This window comes from Streptosporangium sp. DT93 (genome assembly GCF_049844535.1).
GTDB lineage: Bacteria > Actinomycetota > Actinomycetes > Streptosporangiales > Streptosporangiaceae > Streptosporangium.
In genome coordinates, this window is the sequence record NZ_JBNCLF010000027.1 from 25,083 (window position 1) to 42,571 (window position 17,489).

The window sequence follows — 17,489 nt, forward strand, 5'->3', positions numbered from 1 at the left end:
AGGCGGCCGGGGAGCGGCGGCGGTGGGCCCGCCGAGGGAAAAACCTGGTCAAGACCGATGACGCCGCAGGTGGGAGCCCTCGCCGCGGACACCCTGCGGGCACGGCGAAACCCGGCCCCGCGCCGCCGTCACGGTCCGCGGCCCTCCATGAACATTTCCGAAAGATTTCATTGACAGGGGCGTAGGCCGATCCTAACGTCATGGTTATGTCTAGTCACTCACGCATAGATATTCACGAGCCGACGTTCGGCGCAGGTATCTGGCACTTCGGGCGGTATGTGGACCGGTACGCCACCGACGGCTACGGCCCGCCGGTCAGCACGCTGGAGGCGATCGACCTGGCCGGACAGGTGGGTGACCTGTCGGTGGTGGACCTGACGTTCCCCTTCGACCCGCCCGAGCTCCCCCTGGACGAGGTGAAGGCCGCCCTGGAGCGCAACGGCCTGCGGGCGATCGCGGTCACGCCGGAGATCTACACCCGGCGCTTCGTGCGTGGCGCGTTCACCAACCCCGACGCCGAGGTGCGCCGCCAGGCGGTCGAGCTCGTCTCCCGGGGCGCCGAGACCGCCCGGGAGCTGGGATGCGACTACGTGAAGCTCTGGCCGGGCCAGGACGGGTGGGACTACCCCTTCCAGGCCGACCACTCCGAGCTGTGGCGCTTCTCCCTGGACGCGGTGCGCGAGCTGGCCACGGCCTTCCCCGACCTGCGCTTCGCGATCGAGTACAAGCCGCGCGAGCCGCGCAACAGCATGGTCTTCTCCTCCGCGGCCAAGACGCTGCTGGGCATCGAGGAGATCGGCCTGCCCAACGTCGGCATCCTGCTGGACTTCGGCCACTCCCTCTACGGCGGCGAGTCCCCGGCCGACGCGGCACGGCTGGCGATCTCGCGCGGGCGCCTGTTCGCCATCGACGTCAACGACAACCACCGGGGCTGGGACGACGACATGATCGTCGGCTCGGTCCACCTGACCGAGACCTTCGAGTTCTTCTACGCGCTGCGCGACGCGGGCTGGGACGGCGTCTGGCAGCTCGACCAGTTCCCGTTCCGGGAGAACTCGGTGGAAGCCGCCCGAGCGGGTATACGAGTGATGAAGAACATTCACCGCGCCCTCGACCTGGTGGACCGCGAGGCCCTCGCCGCCGCGCAGAAGGCCCAGGACGCCCTGGCCGCGCAGCGCATCGTCCAGCGGGCGCTGCTGAGCTCCCACACCGAACGGTGACGCCCTCCCCGCTCCCCCCGGCGCCGCTCTCCGCGCTCCGGCCGCAGCCCCTCCCCCGGGGGCCCGCGGAAACCCCCGAGCCCTTCCCCGGACCGTCCGCGAGCCCGTCCCCGGGCTCTTCCCCCGGCGGACGGGCCGCCCCGGAACCGATCACACCGAGAAGACCGAGAGGGAAGCGTCATGCTGACGGCTGATCCGCTACGTCCGGCCGACTACCGGGAGGTCTCCGGGCGGATCCGCGCGGGCCGTCCCGAGGACGCCGTCGCCGACCTGGAGCGCGTCTCCGCCGACGTGCGCCGGAGCATCGTCCGGATGATCTCCCGCGCCGGGCTGGGCCACATCGGCGGCGACCTGTCGGTCACCGACATCCTGGTGACCTGCTTCTACGGGGTGCTGTCGGTGGACCCCGAGCGCCCCCGCTGGGAGGGGCGCGACCGGTTCGTCCTGAGCAAGGGCCACTGCGCGGCGGCCCTGTACTCGACCCTGGCGCACTGCGGCTTCTTCCCGACGGCCGAGCTGGAGACCTTCATGGCCCCGCTCTCGGCCCTCAACGGGCACCCCAACAAGATCAAGGTGCCGGGTGTGGAGACGAACACCGGGGCTCTGGGGCACGGGTTCCCGGTCGCCACCGGCTGCGCGCTCGGCGCCGAGCTGGACGGGGCCGCCTGGCGGACCGTGGTGGTGCTGGGCGACGGCGAGCTCCAGGAGGGCAGCAACTGGGAGGCGGCGATGACCGCCTCCCACTACGGGCTGTCGTCGCTGACGGCCGTGATCGACCGCAACCGGCTCCAGCAGGGCGCCGGCACCGAGGAGACCAAGACGCTGGAGCCGCTCGCCGACAAGTGGCGCAGCTTCGGCTGGGAGGTCCGCGAGGTGGACGGCCACGACCACCTCGCGCTGCTGGGCGCCCTGGAACGTTCCACGGACGGCAGGCCGGTCGTGGTCATCGCGAACACCGTCAAGGGAAAGGGCGTGTCGTTCATGGAGGACCGGGTGGAGTGGCATCACAAGGTGCCCACCGCCGAGCAGGTCGAGGCCGCCCTCGCCGAGCTGGAGCCGGTCCGATGACCGTCACCGACCGGCGGCCCGTCTTCGACTCGCGCCAGGCGTTCGCCGAGGAACTGACCGCGCTCGCCCGTACCGACGAGCGGATCGTCGCGGTGTGCAACGACTCCGTCGGGTCGAGCAACCTGGTGGGCTTCCGCCAGGAGTTCCCCCGCAGGCTGGTGAACGTCGGCATCGCCGAGCAGGACCTGGTCGGCGTCGCGGCGGGACTGGCCAACGCCGGGAAGATCCCCTTCGTCTGCGCGGCGGCGCCGTTCCTCACCGGTCGTGCCCTGGAGCAGATCAAGGCCGACGTCGCCTACAGCGAGACCCACGTCGTGCTCTGCGGCCAGAGCCCCGGCATGGCCTACGGCGAGCTCGGCCCCACCCACCACTCCATCGAGGACCTGTCCTGGATGCGGGCGGTGGCCGGCCTGGACGTGGTCGTCCCGGCCGACCCGGCGCAGACCCGCGCCGCCGTGCGCTGGGCCGCCGCCTCCGGCAGCCCCTCCTACCTGCGCGTCCCCCGCTTCAAGGTGCCCGGGGTGACCCCCGGCGACGCCCCCTTCGAGCGCGGCCGGTCCGTCCTGCTGCGCGACGGCGGCGACGTCACGGTGATCGCCGTCGGCTCGCTCGTCTCCCGGGCGCTGGACGCCGCCGAACGCCTCCACGACGAGGGCGTCTCGGTACGCGTGCTGAACATGCCCTTCGTGTCCCCCCTGGACGAGGAGGCCGTGGTGGCCGCCGCCCGCGAGACCCGGGGCATCGTCACCGCCGAGGAGGCCACCGTCAGCGGAGGGCTCGGCGCGGCCGTCGCCTCGGTCGTGGTGGCCCGCCACCCCTGCCGGATGCGGATCCTCGGCGTGCCGAGGGTCTTCGCCCCCACCGGGGACGCCTCGTTCCTGCTCGACCACTTCGGGCTCTCCGCCGACGGCGTCGCCGACGCCGTACGCGAACTGCTGGGACATGGCTAGCACCGGCCCGCTCGTCCTGGCCGTCGACCAGGGGACGGGCTCCACCAAGGCGCTGCTCGTCGACGGCGACGGCCGGATCGTCTCGCGCGGGTCGGCCCCGGTCTCCGAGAGCCGTCCCCTCCCGGGATGGGTGGAGCAGTCGGCCGAGGAGATCTGGGAGAGCGTGCGCCGGGCCGTCGCGGACTGCGTCGACCCCGCGCTCGCCCCCCGCGTCGCCGGGATCGGCCTCAGCGACCAGCGCGAGTCGCTGGTGCTCTGGGAGCGCCGCACCGGCCGGCCGGTCGGCCCCCTGCTCAGCTGGCAGGACCGGCGCACGGCCGGACGGTGCCGCGCGCTGGCCGCCACCGGCGCGGGCCCGGCGGTGCGCGCGGCCAGCGGGATGCCGCTGGACCCGATGTTCTCCGCGCTCAAGGCCCGCTGGCTGCTCGACACCCACGACCCGGACCGCCGCCGCTCCCTGGCGGGCGAGCTCTGCCTGGGCACCGTCGACTCGTGGCTGCTGAGCCGCCTGGGCGGCGGCCCCGTCGAAGGTTCCCCAGGACCCGGGGAGCATCTCGCGGAGGTCGGCAACGCCTCCCGCACCCAGCTCATGAACCTGGCGACCCGGCAGTGGGACCCCTTCCTGCTCGACCTGTTCGGCGTGCCGCGCGAGGTGCTGCCGCGGATCGTCCCCTCCCGAGGACCCTTCCCCGCGGCCCGCGGCCTGGCGCCGCTCCCGGACGGGGTGCCCGTGCTGGCCGTGATGGGCGACTCGCACGCCGCGATGTTCGCGCACGGCGGGTGGCGGCCCGGCGTGGTGAAGGCCACCTACGGGACCGGCTCGTCGGTGATGGCCGTCGGCGACTGCGACGACGCCCCCGGGCTCTGCCGCAGCGTCGCCTGGGACGTGACCGGGCCGGTGCCGGCCGTGGAGGGCAACATCCGGGCGACCGGCCGTACCCTCGGCTGGCTCGCCGACCTGTTCGGCACGACCGTCGAGGCCCTCCTCGGCGAGGCCGCCGGCACCTCGCTCGGCGTCCACCTGGTGCCCGCCTTCGGCGGGCTGGGCGCCCCCTGGTGGGAGCCCGACGCGGTCGCGGTGCTGAGCGGCCTGACATTGGGCTCCGGCCGCGGCCACCTGGTGACCGCGGCCCTGGAGGCGGTGGCCTTCCAGGTCGAGGACGTGATCGCGGAGGTCGAGCGGGCCACCGGCGAGGTCCGCGTGCTGCTGGCCGACGGCGGCCTGACCCGCAGCGACCGGATGATGCGGCTGCAGGCCGACATCGGCGGGCGCCCGGTCTCGCGCTCCGGCGAGCACGACCTGTCCGCGCTCGGCGTGGCCGACGCGGCGGGCCTGGCGGCCGGGCTGTGGAGCCTCACCGATCTTGAGGCCCGCCCCCGGCCGTCCGACGACTTCCACCCGGCCGCCGGAGCACCGGACCGGGCGGCCCGGCGCGCCGCCTGGCACGAGGCGGTCGCGCGGTCCCGGCCCCGCACCGGCGCGGCCGATCCGTACCCCACGAGACAGCGGGCGGGCGCCGGCCTGGCCGAGAGGAGCGGCGCATGAGCACGACGGCCACGGCGCGGGAACACGACGCGCGGACGCCCCGCCGGCGGATCCCGGCGAGCTGGATCGCCGCCGCCCTGGCGGTGATCCTTCTGGCGGCCATCGGGTTCAGCACGCAGTACCGCTCGGCGGAGTCGGTCGCGGCCTCGGGCCCCAAACGGTTCGACCCGGCCGCGTTCGGCGCGCAGAACTACGAGAGCAAGGTCGTGCCCGCCATCGAGAAGAGGGCCGTCGAGCTGCCCGTGCTGGTGAGGGCACTGGCCGCCGACAAGGACGCGGCGGGCAGGCAGTACGGCGTCCGCCAGGGAACCGGCCCCTACAGCTTCGCGGTCACGGGCACCGGCGAGGCCGGGACGGTGAGGTCCGGGCTGCTGCCGGTGACCGTGCCCGGCCTGCCCGAGGGCACCCGGGTGTCGCTGCAGACCGGCCCGGCCATCAACGGCACGGCACTGCGGGACGCGGCCGGATACATCACCTTCGGGCAGTTCCTCAACCAGGTCGAGTACGCCGACGCGGCCACCGCGCTGAACAACCGGATGCGGCAGAAGCTGCTCGCGTCCCTGGACGCGCCGGGCCTGGCGGGCAAGAAGATCACCTTCACCGGCGCCTTCAACCTGCTCGGCCCCACCGTGGTGACCATCACCCCGATCGCGATCGAGGAGGCGCCGTGACGACCTCGATCTCCCCGGTCCTGCGCGCCCGCGACGTCACCAAGGTGTACGGCGGCACGCACGCGCTCAAGGGCGTCGACTTCGAGGTCGCCGCCGGCCGGGTGACCGCGCTGTTCGGCGAGAACGGGGCCGGCAAGTCCACCCTGATGAAGATCCTCTCCGGGATCGAACACCCCACCACGGGACACGTCGAGCTGGACGGGCGGCCCGTCGAGCTGCTCTCGCCCCGCAGCGCCGCCGACCAGGGCATCTCGATCATCCACCAGGAGCTCAACCTCTGCCCCAACCTGAGCATCCAGGACAACCTCTTCCTGGCCCGGGAGATCCACGCCGGTTTCGGCGCGATCGACCGCGCCTCCCAGCGGGCCACCACCGTGGCGATCCTGCGCAGCCTGGAGGAGGACCTGGGCCCCGACCGGCCGGTCGGCGACCTGAGGCTGGGCCAGCAGCAGATCGTGGAGATCGCGCGGGCGCTCCTCCAGGAGGCCCGGGTGCTGATCATGGACGAGCCCACCTCGGCGCTCACCGCCCCGGAGGTCGAGGTCCTGTTCCGGATCATCCGGGAGCTGACCGCGAACGGGGTCGCGGTCGTCTACGTCTCCCACCACCTGGACGAGGCCCTGGAGATCGCCGACGACGTGGTGGTCCTGCGCGACGGGCGGCGCGTCGCCACCGCCGACGCCGGGGCCGTCGACATCCGGTGGATCGTGGAGCAGATGGTCGGCCGCGACCAGGACGCCCTGTTCCCGCACCGCGTCCCGGTCATCGGCGAGGAGCTGCTGACGCTGCGCGGGCTCACGGTGGCCGACCCGGCCAACCCCGACCGCCTGGCGATCGACTCCCTCTCCCTGACCGTCCGCGAGGGCGAGATCGTGGGCGTCTACGGCCTGATGGGCTCGGGCCGCACCGAGCTGCTGGAGGCGCTCGCAGGCCGGATCCCGGCGCAGTCGGGGGAGGTCCTGCTCGCCGGCGACGCGCTGGGGAGCTCGGGCATCCGCGACCGCATCGACCGGGGCGTGGTCCTGGTCCCCGAGGACCGCCAGCGCGACGGCCTGGTCCAGACGATGTCGGTCGGGCAGAACCTCTCCCTGGCCGGGCTGGGCCGGTTCGTGCGGCGATTGTTCGTCTCCGCCGACCGCGAGCGGGACGCGGTCGACCGCATGATCTCCGACGTCACCGTCAAGACGGACGGCGCCGGGGCGTCCATCGGCTCGCTGAGCGGCGGCAACCAGCAGAAGGTGGTCATCGGCAAGGCGCTGCTGACCGGCCCGCGGGTGCTGCTGCTGGACGAGCCCTCGCGCGGCGTCGACGTCGGCGCCAAGGCCGACATCTTCGAGCTCATGGCGGTCCAGGCCCGGCGCGGCCTGGCCGTCCTCTTCACCACCTCGGACGCCGAGGAGGCGCTGCACATCCCCGACCGGCTGCTGGTGCTCGCCCGCGGGGTCGTCGCCGGCGAGTTCCGGCGCGGCGAGACGACCCGGGAGGAACTCATGAGTGTGTCGGACGGTGCCGCCGTCGGCGCGGCCGAGGAGGGCGCCACGTGACCTCGCAGAGAACCACCCCCGCCCTGCCGGCCCCGGACGAGCCCCCACCGGCGAAGGTGGCGGCCGAGGCCCGCCGCCTGTCGCTGCTGAACGCCGTGTTCGAGCTGCGGGCGTTCATCGCGCTCGCGGTCCTGATCGTGGTGTTCGGCCTGCTGTCGGACTCGTTCCTGACCGTGCCGAACCTCATCACGATGACCAAGCACGTCGCCATCAACGCGGTCATCGCGCTCGGCATGCTGCTGGTCATCCTCAAGGGCGGCATCGACCTGTCGGTCGGCTCGATCGTCGGGCTCTCCGGCGTCGTCGCCGGAGAACTGCTCCAGGGACTGAACCTCGGGTTCGTCGACATGCTGGCCTACCCGCCGGTGTGGGGGGTGATCGTCCTCTGCATCGCGGTCGGCATGCTCGTCGGCCTGGTGAACGGCATCCTCGTCACCCGCTTCAAGGTGGCGCCGTTCATCGCCACGCTCGGCATGCTCTACGTGGCGCGAGGGCTCGCCCTGCTGATCTCCGGCGGCACGACCTACCCCAACCTCGCCGGTTCCCCGCAGCTCGGCAACACCGGCTTCGACCTGCTGGGCAGCGGGCGTCCGCTCGGCCTGCCCACATCGATCTGGATCATGATCGTCCTCGCCGTCGTCGTGACGCTGGTCCTCGTCAAGACCCCGTTCGGGCGGTGGCTGTACGCCACGGGCGGCAACGAGCGGGCCGCCGAACTCTCCGGCGTCCCGGTCGACCGGGTCAAGACGGCCGTCTACGTGATCTCCGGCGCCTGCGCCGCGATCGCGGGCCTGATCATCGCCTCGGAGCTCACCTCGGCCGCACCGCAGGCCGGTGAGACCTACGAGCTCAACGCGATCGCCGCGGTCGTCATCGGCGGCGCCGCGCTGAGCGGGGGGCGCGGCACCGTGCGCGGCACCCTCGTCGGCGCCTTCGTGATCGGCTTCCTCGCCGACGGCCTGGTGATCCTGGGCGTGTCGACGTTCTGGCAGATCCTCATCAAGGGAGCCGTGATCATCCTCGCGGTGATGCTGGACCAGGGCCAGCAGCGGTTCCAGCGGCGCGGCGCCGCGGTCTCGGCGGTGGTGGCCAGCAAACAACCCGGCTGACCGCCACCCGCGTCCCCCGCGGCCCGCCCGGGCCGCGGGGGACGGCGGGCTCCCCCTCCGCCGAGTGACCGGACCCCGCACCGGACCCACCGGACCTCGCGGACCACGACCGGGCGACCGCCCCCGCGGCGGTCACCTCCCACCCCTCGTCCACACACCGTTCACCACTTTCCGGAGGTCGGAGATGTCCGTTCCCATCGTTGGTTCCATCCGCAGGCGGGGCCTCGGCCTCGCGATCTCGCTGCTCGCCGGCACCTCGCTGCTGGCGGGGTGCGGGGGCGGCGCCGAGACCTCGGCGCAGAGCGCGCCCACCGCGCAGACCAGCCAGGCGGCGAACCCGTCCGGCGGCGGCGAGGCGGGCGGGCTGATCGCCGTCATCACCCCGTCCCCGGACAACCCCTTCTTCAAGGCCGAGGCCGACGCGGCCAAGGTCAAGGCGGAGGAGCTCGGTTACGAGACGTCGGTCGCCTCGCACGACGACGACCCCAACAAGCAGAGCGAGCTGGTCGACGCGGCCATCTCCAGGAAGGCCAAGGCCATCATCCTGGACAACGCCGGCGCCGACGCCTCCATCGGCCCGGTCAGGAAGGCCGCGCAGGGCGGCATCCCGGTCTTCCTGATCGACCGGGAGATCAACGCCACCGGTGTGGCCAAGGCCCAGATCGTCTCCAACAACTCCCAGGGCGCCCAGCTGGCCGCCCAGTCGTTCGTGGAGGCCATGAAGGAGAAGGGCAACTACGTCGAGCTGGTCGGCAAGGAGTCCGACACCAACGCCAGCGTGCGTTCCAAGGGGTACGCCGACGTGATCTCCCAGTACCCGGACCTGAAGCCGGTGGCCAAGGAGAGCGCCAACTGGGACCAGCAGGAGGCGTTCTCCAAGATGGAGACCATCATCCAGAAGAACCGCGACATCCAGGGCGTCATCGCGGGCAACGACACGATGGCCCTCGGCGCGGTGGCGGCGCTCAAGGCCGCCGGGATCCTCGACAAGGTGACGGTCGTCGGCTTCGACGGCAGCCCGGACGCCATCGCCGCCATCAAGGCGGGCCAGATGCACGCGACCGCCCTGCAGCCGGCCGCCCAGGCCGCGGAGAGCGCCGTGGAGCAGGCCGACAAGCTGATCAGGACCGGTTCGACCGGCGCCGAGGAGAAGCAGTCCATCGACTGCGAGCTGGTCACCAAGGAGAACGCCGACGAGTTCGGGGTCTTCGGCAGGAAGTGACCACCCCCGCGACCTTCCGCCGGGCCCCGGGCCGGGTCCCTGCGGAAGGTGCCGGCGGAAGGTCGCGGCCCGGGTCCGGGCCGGACGTCCCGGCCGGACACGGGACGACATTCCGGTCACGGCTCCCAGGTCCGGGCTCACCGGGCATGAGGAAACCCGAGCCGGTACGCTGAGTGGCCGGTCGCGGAGGGACGACGTCCGGCCGCGTCCCGGCCCGCGCGACCGGCCACATCACCGGCACGTGCCGTCACCGCCACCGCGCGGGACGGCGCCGGCCGGTCCCACGATCTGACGAGGAGGCGGTGCATGGTCGTCCCGGAGCTGGGACAGGTTCACCGTTCCGGCCGTACCGTGGCCGTCGACCACCTGCGCCTGCTGGCCCGGGTCGCGCGGATGTACCACGAGCAGGGCATGCGGCAGCCCGAGATCGCCACGGCGCTGAGCATCTCGCAGCCGCGCGTCTCCCGCCTGCTCAAGGAGGCCATCACCCGCGGCATCGTCCGTACCGTCGTGGTGCTCCCCGACGGGGTGCACACCGAGCTGGAGGAGGAGCTGCAGCGCCGCCACGGGCTGCGGGACGCGGTGGTGGTCGACACCGGCGGCACCGGCGGCGACGTGATCCCGGCACTGGGCTCGGCCGCCGCGGCCTACTTCGACACCACCTTCAAAAGCGGCGACGTCATCGGCATCTCCTCCTGGAGCGAGACGCTGCTGGCCGCCGTCGAGCGCATGCACCCCAGGGGCACCCAGGTCGCCGACCGCGTCATGCAGGTCGTCGGCGGGGTCGGCAGCCCCGAGGCACAGGTCCACGCCACCCGGCTGATCAGCCGCCTGGCCGGCGTCACCCGCGCCCGGCCGGTCTTCGTCCCGTCCGCGGGCGTCGTCGGGACGCCGGTGGTCCGCGACGCGCTGCTGCAGGACGCGGCGGTCGTCGAGGTGATGGCGCAGTGGCGGGAGCTGACCGTCGTCCTGGTCGGCATCGGCAGCCTGGAGCCGTCCCCGCTCCTGCTGCGGAGCGGCAACGCCGTCGGGCACGCCGACCAGGAGGAGCTCCGCTCGCTGGGCGCCGTCGGCGACGTGTGCCTGCACTTCTTCGACGCCCAGGGCGGCGTGGTCGACTCGGCCTTCGACCGGAGGGTCGTCGGGATAGACGTCGAGACGTTCCGCGCCGTGGAGCGCCGGGTCGCCGTCGCCGGGGGCGAGCGGAAGTACTCCGCGATCAAGGCGGCCCTGCGGGGCCGGTGGATCAACGTGCTGATCACCGATGTGGACGTGGCCGAGCGCCTGCTCGCCGAACCCGCCTGACCTCCCCGCCCGCCGTGATCTTCCACCCCGTACGTTCGCCGTCTTTGGGAATCTTTCACCTTGAACGGTGACGGACCCCACCGGGGGCCGGGCAGGTCAACGTCATGGCAGACGAAGCGTTCGTCAGCGAAGTCACGCTGCGCGTCAACGGCGATGACCACTCGCTCACCCTGGACAACCGGGTGACCCTCCTCGACGCCCTGCGCGAGCACCTGGGGCTGACCGGGACGAAGAAGGGGTGCGACCACGGGCAGTGCGGGGCGTGCACGGTCCTGCTGGACGACCGGCGGGTGAACAGCTGCCTGACGCTCGCGGTGGCGGTCACCGGGCGGCGGATCGTCACCGTCGAGGGGGTCGCCGCCCTGACGGGCGACGGCGGCCTGCACCCGGTGCAGCAGGCGTTCCTCGACCACGAGGGCCTGCAGTGCGGCTACTGCACGCCGGGCCAGGTCTGCTCGGCGCTCGGCGCCCTCGCCGAGGCGGACCGGGGCTGGCCGAGCCACGTCACCGAGGACGTCGCGGCCGGGATCGCCTCCCGCCGGGCCCTGGACGCCGAGGAGGTGCGCGAGCGGATGAGCGGCAACCTGTGCCGGTGCGGGGCCTACGCCGGGATCGTCGAGGCCGTGCTGGAGGTGGCCGGCCGGCGGGACGCGGGACCGCTGCCGGTCGGCGGGAATCGCGGGGAGGCGTCGTGAGGCCCTTCGCCTACGAACGCGCCACCGGCCCCGCCTCCGCGACCGCCGCCGTCCGCGACGGCCACGACGGCCGTGGCGGCCGTGGCGGCGCGGTCTTCCTGGCCGGCGGCACCAACCTGGTGGACCTGATGAAGCTCGGCGTGGCCCGGCCGCCGTCGCTGGTGGACGTCACCGGGCTGCCGTACGACCGGATCGAGCACCGGCCCGACGGGAGCGTGCTGATCGGCGCGCTGGTGCGCAACAGCGACCTCGCCGGGGACCGGGGGGTCCGCGAGCGCTTCCCCGCGCTGGCCCAGGCGCTGCTGTCCGGGGCGTCGGGACAGCTCAGGTCGATGGCCACCACCGGCGGCAACCTGTTGCAGCGCACGCGCTGCCCGTACTTCCTGGACGTCACCAAGCCGTGCAACAAACGCGAGCCCGGCACGGGCTGCCCGGCGATCCACGGCGCCCACCGGGACCTGGCGGTGATCGGCACCTCCGGTGCCTGCGTGGCCACCCACCCCTCCGACATGGCGGTGGCGATGGCCGCCCTCGACGCCGTGGTGCACCTGCGGCCCGCCGCCGGGGGCGAGCGGAGGGTGCCGCTCGGCGACTTCCACCTGCTGCCCGGCGACACCCCCGAGCGCGAGACCGTGCTGGAGCCCGGCGAGCTGATCACCGGGGTGGAGCTGCCGCCGCCCCCGCCCGGAGCGGTCATGCGGTACCGCAAGGTCCGCGACCGCTGGTCCTACGCGTTCGCGCTGGTCTCGGTCGCCGCGGTGGTCGTGACCGGGGGCGACGGCTCGCTGCGGGAGATCCGGCTGGCCCTCGGCGGGGTGGCCCCGCGGCCGTGGCGGGCCCGGGAGGCCGAGCGGGCGCTGACCGGCCACGTGCCGGTCCGGGAGCTGCTGACCGCGGCGGCGGAGGCGGAGTTCGCGACGGCCCGCCCCCTGCCCGGGAACGAGTTCAAGATCGGGCTCGCCCGCGACCTGATCGCGGCGGTCGTCCTCGATCTCGTGAGCGTGGAGCGGACGTCGGGCTCGAACGGTTCGGGGGACCGGACGGCGGGCTCGAACGGTTCGAGTGGTTCGAACGGTTCGCCGGGCCCGTCCGGGCCGGTGGCGGGCTCCGGCGGAGGAGGACGGGGATGACGACGCTCGACAGGGTGGTCGGCGGGGCGCCGGGCAGGATCGAGGGACGCGACAAGGTCACCGGCACGGTCCGCTACGCCTACGAGTACCCGGTCCCGGACGCCGTCTACGTCTGGCCGGTGCAGTCCACCGTCGCCCGGGGCCGGGTGCGCTCGGTCGACGCCGGCGCGGCGCGGGCGCTGCCGGGGGTGATCGCCGTGCTGGACAGCGGCAACGCCCCCCGGCTCCGCCCGGGGAAGAGCGACGAGCTGCACCTCCTGCAGTCGGCCGACGTGGCCTACCGGGGGCAGATCGTCGCGGCCGTGGTCGCCGACACCCTGGAGGGGGCCCGCGAGGCGGCGTCGGCGGTGAGGGTGGAGTACGACGAGGAGGAGCACGACGTCGTTCTGGACCCGGAGAACCCGGCGATCTACTCGCCCGGGAAGGTGAACGCCGGCCTGACCGGCACCGTCGATCGCGGCGAGGTCGAGGAGGCCCTGGCACGGGCACCGGCCGGCGTCGACGCCGTCTACACCACCCCGGCCGAGCACGCCGCCCCGATGGAGCCGCACGCCACGATCGCGCTCTGGGAGGGGGAGACGCTGACCCTCTACAACTCCGACCAGTCGCCCTGGAGGTCGGCGACGGCGATCGCGAGGCTGTTCGGCCTGCCCGAGGGCGCGGTGAGCGTCGTCGCCGACCACGTGGGCGGCGGTTTCGGGTCGAAGGGCGAGCTCCGCCCCCCGACCGTGCTGGCGGCGCTGGCCGCCCGTGCCGTGGACCGGCCGGTCAAGGTGGCGATGACCAGGCAGCAGATGTTCCCGCTGGTCAGCTACCGCACCCCCACCGTGCAACGGGTACGGCTGGGGGCGGAGCGGGACGGGCGGCTCACCGCGCTCTGGCACGACGCGCTCCAGCAGAGCTCGAAGCTCACCGAGTACACCGAGCAGACGGCCGCGGGCAGCCGCGTCATGTACGCGGCGCCCGCGAGCCGTACCGTCCACCGGCTGCTCCGGCTGGACGTGCCGACCCCCTCGTGGATGCGGGCGCCCGGCGAGGCGCCGGGGATGTTCGCGCTGGAGTCGGCGATGGACGAGCTGGCGTACGCCCTGGGGATGGACCCCGTCGAGCTGCGGATCGTCAACGAACCGGAGACCGACCCGGAGTCGGGGCTCGCCTTCAGCAGCCGCAACCTGGTGGCCTGCCTGCGTGAGGGGGCGGCGCGCTTCGGCTGGGCCGGCCGTGACCCGGCCCCCGGGGTCCGCCGCGACGGCCGGCTGCTGACCGGGACCGGCGTGGCCGCGTCGACCTACCCCGTCTTCATCAGCCCGTCCACCGCGACCGCCCGCACCGAGCCGGGGGGTGGGTTCGTCGTCGAGGTCGCCGCCGCCGACATCGGCACCGGGGCCCGCACCGCGCTGACCCAGATCGCCGCCGACGAGCTCGGCGTGCCGATGGACCGGGTCACGGTACGGGTGGGCCGCAGCGTCTTCGGCGCCGCGCCGCCCGCCGGCGGGTCCATGGGCACCTCCTCGTGGGGGTGGGCGGTGAGCAAGGCGTGCCGCGCGCTGACGGCGGAGCTCGACGGCCGGTCGGGCGTGGTCCCCTCCGGCGGGATGGAGGCGAGGGCGGACACCACCGAGGACGTCCAGGCCTCCAGGTCGCTCTCGCGCCACGCGTTCGGGGCGCAGTTCGCCGAGGTCACGGTGGACGCCGACAGCGGGCAGGTCCGCGTCGAGCGGTTGCTGGGGGTCTTCGCGTGCGGCCGGATCGTCAACGTCAGGACGGCGCGCTCGCAGTTCCTCGGCGGGATGACGATGGGGATCTCCATGGCCCTGCACGAGTCCCTGGAGGTGGACCCCGAGTTCGGGGACTTCGTCAACCACGACCTGGCCTCGTACCACATCGCGACGAACGCCGACGTGCGCGGCCTGGAGGCGCACTGGATCGACGAGGACGACGGCGAGCTCAACCCGGTCGGCACCAAGGGCATCGGTGAGATCGGGATCGTCGGCGCCGCCGCGGCGATCGCCAACGCCGTCTTCCACGCCACCGGTTCCCGCCTGCGCGACCTGCCGATCACCCCCGACCGGGTACGGGCCGCCGGGCACGTCCCCTGAGAGCCCGTCGCACCCCTGAGGCTCCCCCGCCGGACTCCGGTACACCGTGACACGGGATCCCGGCGACGGCGGACGGCCCGCGCGGACCGGCATGTGCGTGGACCGGCGTCCGCGCGAACCGGCATGTGCGCGAACCGGCGTCCGGCGACGCGCGGCACGGGACAAGGCGCGAACATGGGGTACGAAGGGCCGATTGATCCGAACGACCGGTCCGGGCGACCGGCCGGGACGCTCGGCCACAGATCGGCCACAGAAGGGGTGTCCATGAGGAAGAACGCGAGCCGGATCGCGGCCGCCGCCGGGCTGACGGTCCTGCTCACCGCCTGCGCCGGCGACCCGGCCGCCCCGGGACCCGCTTCCGGGGCCGCCGCCACGCCGGTGGTGACCGCCGGGGGCGCGAGCGCGTCCGCCTCCCAGGCACCCGGCGGCGGGCGGAGCCCCGCGGCGACCTCGGCCCCGGCGCCGAGCGGGACCGGGACACCTGACCTGGGCGCGGGCGAGGAGATCGCCACCGGGATCCGGGCCCCCTGGGGGCTGGCCTTCCTGCCGGGCGGCGACGCGCTGGTCGCCGAGCGGGACAGCGGCCGCGTCCTGCGGGTCCCGGCGCGCGGCGGGCAGCCCCGCGAGGTCTACCGGGTGCCCGGCGTGGCCCCGGGCGGGGAGGGCGGCCTGCTCGGCCTCGCCGTCTCCCCCGGCTACGACGAGGACCGGTACGTGTACGCGTATTTCACCGCCGCGTCCGACAACCGGATCGTGCGCTTCCGGCTCGACGACGCCACGCCCGAGCCGGTGTTCGAGGGCATCGCCAAGTCGGGCATCCACAACGGCGGCCGCATCGCGTTCGGTCCCGACGGCATGCTGTACGCCGGGACGGGTGACGCGGGAGAGCGCGGCGCCTCGCAGAATCCGGACAGCCCCAACGGGAAGATCCTGCGGCTGACGCCGGAGGGCGACCCCGCCCCCGGCAACCCGCGCGAGGGCTCGGCCGTCTACAGCCTCGGGCACCGCAACGTCCAGGGGCTGGCCTGGGACGCGCGGGGACGGCTGTTCGCCATCGAGTTCGGCCAGAACACCGTGGACGAGGTCAACCTGATCGAGCCCGGACGCAACTACGGCTGGCCCGAGGTCGAGGGGAAGGGCGACTCGGACGGCGGCCGGTTCACCGACCCGCTGGTGACGTGGCCCACCGACGAGGCGTCCCCGTCCGGTGCCGCCATCGCCGGGAACACGCTGTACGTGGCGGCGCTGCGCGGGGAACGGCTCTGGACCGTCCCGCTGAGCGACGGCAGGACCGGCGAGCCCCGGGCCGAGCTGTCCGGGCGCTACGGCCGCCTGCGCACGGTCGCCGTGGCACCGGACGGCGCGCTCTGGCTCACCACGTCCAACACCGACGGACGGGGTGACGTACGCGACGGCGACGACCGGATCCTGCGCTACCCCGCCACCGGGAGTCGGTGACGCACACCGGCGCACGGGCCTCGTCCCGCACCGCGCGCCGGTTTCCGGGTGCGCGGGATCTCCCGCACCGTGCGCCGGTTTCCGGGTGCGCGGGATCTCCCGTGCCGCGCGTCAGCCTCCGGCGCGCATGCTCTCCCGCACGGCGCGCGCGAGGCCGGGGTCGTCGGCGATGACGCCGTCCACCTTCAGCCGGTACAGGTGCCTCAGCCACGTCCTCACCTGCTCGGTGACGCGGTCGGTGTCGCGTCCGCGGTCCTCGGCCCGCAGCCGCGCGTCGAGCCTGCGGACCGTGGTGGCGTGCACCAGGAGGCCCGCGCGGTGGGCGTTCCCGACGAGCGCGGCGGGCGAGATCTTCCTCCCGTCGATGCCGCCGGGCTCGCCGGGGCCGATCCGCTTGGTGACCACGCCGATGCCGTCGGCGTACCCGGCGATCTCCGCCATGCCCTTCGGCGTCACCATGTCGTCGTAGGTGCGCCGGTCCCCGGCGCGCACGAGGTCGTACGGCGCCCCGGCCGCGGCGACGAACTGGACGAGCCGGATCCTGGTGAGGGGACGCAGCCGCCTGAGGTTCCCGGTCTCGAAGGACTGGATGAACACCGGGTCGTCCTCGCCGTCCCAGCCGTGGCGCGTGAACGTCTCCAGCATCGGCGCCTCCAGCGGCAGGCCGATCGAGGCGAAGTAGGTGGGGAACTTCGTCTCGGCGTACACGCCCACCCCGTGTTTCTGCGCGAGCCGGACGATCTCGTCGAGCGTCGGGACGCGGGCCCTGCCGTCGTAGGCGGTGTTGTCCCGCCGTTCCCGGGCGAAGCGTTCCCTGGCGCGCAGGGTGCGCAGCTCGGCCAGGGTGAAGTCCTCGGTGAACCAGCCCGTGCGCCGGGCGCCGTTGACGAGCTTGGTCGTCCTGCGGGCGGCGAACTCGGGGTGTTTCTCCACGTCCGTGGTCGCCGACAGCTCGTTCTCGTGCCGGGCGACCAGCACGTGGTCCTTGGTGGAGACGAGGTCGGGCTCGATGAAGTCGGCGCCCATCGAGATGGCGACCCGGTAGGACAGCAGGGTGTGCTCGGGCCGGAAGGCGCTGGCGCCGCGATGCGCGATGACGATCGGCGTGACCTCGTGCTCTCCGGTCCCGCGCGCCACCGGACTGCCGCGGCGGCCGGTCTTCGAGCTTGCGGATCGCCCTGCCCGATGCGCGGGCCGTCCCGCCCGATGCGCGGGCCGTCCCGCCCGATGCGCGGGCCGTCCCGCCTGGTGGGCGAATCGTTCCGCCTGGTGAGCGGTCTGTCCGGCCGCCGGGCCCGTGGTGCGCGTTCCCGCCGTCTCCGCGTGCTGCAGAGCGCCGATCGCGGCCATTCCTATGATCACGGCCAGAAGACCGGCCTGCGTCCTGATCACCCGTGCCCACCCCTCGCTCCGGCTCAGCGGGGGGACACATTGGTATAAACATCTATACCCGGACCGGATACGCGAATACC

Annotated in this window: 14 protein-coding genes; 13 read left to right on the forward strand and 1 reads right to left on the reverse strand. The window is 73.7% G+C overall.

Annotated features, from left to right (window positions below; all coding sequences use genetic code 11):
• Window positions 1–206 precede the first annotated feature (206 nt).
• The 13 genes from ACLQ2R_RS35985 (at window position 207) to ACLQ2R_RS36045 (ending at window position 16,017) form a co-directional block, all read left to right on the forward strand.
• The gene (locus ACLQ2R_RS35985) at window positions 207–1,220 is read left to right on the forward strand and encodes a TIM barrel protein (RefSeq protein WP_425965893.1); all 1,014 of its coding nucleotides are present in this window, start codon (window positions 207–209) and stop codon (window positions 1,218–1,220) included.
• Window positions 1,221–1,400: 180 nt separating this feature from the next.
• Window positions 1,401–2,288, forward strand: a complete 888-nt coding sequence (locus tag ACLQ2R_RS35990; RefSeq protein ID WP_425965894.1) for a transketolase — start codon at window positions 1,401–1,403, stop codon at window positions 2,286–2,288.
• Window positions 2,285–3,238, forward strand: a complete 954-nt coding sequence (locus tag ACLQ2R_RS35995) for a transketolase family protein (RefSeq protein ID WP_425965895.1) — start codon at window positions 2,285–2,287, stop codon at window positions 3,236–3,238. Before ACLQ2R_RS35990 ends, ACLQ2R_RS35995 begins: the two co-directional genes overlap by 4 nt.
• Window positions 3,231–4,784, forward strand: a complete 1,554-nt coding sequence (locus ACLQ2R_RS36000; RefSeq protein WP_425965896.1) for an FGGY family carbohydrate kinase — start codon at window positions 3,231–3,233, stop codon at window positions 4,782–4,784. Before ACLQ2R_RS35995 ends, ACLQ2R_RS36000 begins: the two co-directional genes overlap by 8 nt.
• Complete coding sequence (locus tag ACLQ2R_RS36005) at window positions 4,781–5,455, forward strand: DUF2291 family protein (protein ID WP_425965897.1); 675 nt, start codon at window positions 4,781–4,783, stop codon at window positions 5,453–5,455. Before ACLQ2R_RS36000 ends, ACLQ2R_RS36005 begins: the two co-directional genes overlap by 4 nt.
• Complete coding sequence (locus ACLQ2R_RS36010) at window positions 5,452–6,999, forward strand: sugar ABC transporter ATP-binding protein (RefSeq protein WP_425965898.1); 1,548 nt, start codon at window positions 5,452–5,454, stop codon at window positions 6,997–6,999. Before ACLQ2R_RS36005 ends, ACLQ2R_RS36010 begins: the two co-directional genes overlap by 4 nt.
• A complete protein-coding gene (locus tag ACLQ2R_RS36015) occupies window positions 6,996–8,108 on the forward strand; it encodes an ABC transporter permease (protein ID WP_425965899.1) in 1,113 nt (370 codons plus the stop codon). The genes ACLQ2R_RS36010 and ACLQ2R_RS36015 overlap by 4 nt, the downstream gene beginning before the upstream one ends.
• Window positions 8,109–8,292: 184 nt before the next feature.
• Complete coding sequence (locus ACLQ2R_RS36020; RefSeq protein ID WP_425965900.1) at window positions 8,293–9,330, forward strand: D-ribose ABC transporter substrate-binding protein; 1,038 nt, start codon at window positions 8,293–8,295, stop codon at window positions 9,328–9,330.
• A 306-nt stretch (window positions 9,331–9,636) separates the two neighbouring features.
• Window positions 9,637–10,635 carry a sugar-binding transcriptional regulator gene (locus ACLQ2R_RS36025; RefSeq protein ID WP_425965901.1) on the forward strand — a complete coding sequence of 333 codons (999 nt, stop codon included), beginning with the start codon at window positions 9,637–9,639 and terminating at the stop codon, window positions 10,633–10,635.
• A gap of 104 nt (window positions 10,636–10,739) precedes the next feature.
• Window positions 10,740–11,330, forward strand: coding sequence for a 2Fe-2S iron-sulfur cluster-binding protein (locus ACLQ2R_RS36030; protein ID WP_425965902.1), 591 nt, complete (start codon window positions 10,740–10,742; stop codon window positions 11,328–11,330).
• The gene (locus ACLQ2R_RS36035; RefSeq protein ID WP_425965903.1) at window positions 11,327–12,460 is read left to right on the forward strand and encodes an FAD binding domain-containing protein; all 1,134 of its coding nucleotides are present in this window, start codon (window positions 11,327–11,329) and stop codon (window positions 12,458–12,460) included. Before ACLQ2R_RS36030 ends, ACLQ2R_RS36035 begins: the two co-directional genes overlap by 4 nt.
• Complete coding sequence (locus ACLQ2R_RS36040) at window positions 12,457–14,559, forward strand: xanthine dehydrogenase family protein molybdopterin-binding subunit (protein ID WP_425965904.1); 2,103 nt, start codon at window positions 12,457–12,459, stop codon at window positions 14,557–14,559. The genes ACLQ2R_RS36035 and ACLQ2R_RS36040 overlap by 4 nt, the downstream gene beginning before the upstream one ends.
• A gap of 264 nt (window positions 14,560–14,823) precedes the next feature.
• Window positions 14,824–16,017, forward strand: coding sequence for a PQQ-dependent sugar dehydrogenase (locus tag ACLQ2R_RS36045; RefSeq protein WP_425965905.1), 1,194 nt, complete (start codon window positions 14,824–14,826; stop codon window positions 16,015–16,017).
• 111 nt (window positions 16,018–16,128) lie between these two features.
• Here the strand turns inward: ACLQ2R_RS36045 and ACLQ2R_RS36050 are convergent, their stop codons facing one another.
• Window positions 16,129–17,154, reverse strand: coding sequence for a glycerophosphodiester phosphodiesterase family protein (locus tag ACLQ2R_RS36050; RefSeq protein WP_425965906.1), 1,026 nt, complete (start codon window positions 17,152–17,154; stop codon window positions 16,129–16,131).
• Window positions 17,155–17,489: the final 335 nt, after the last annotated feature.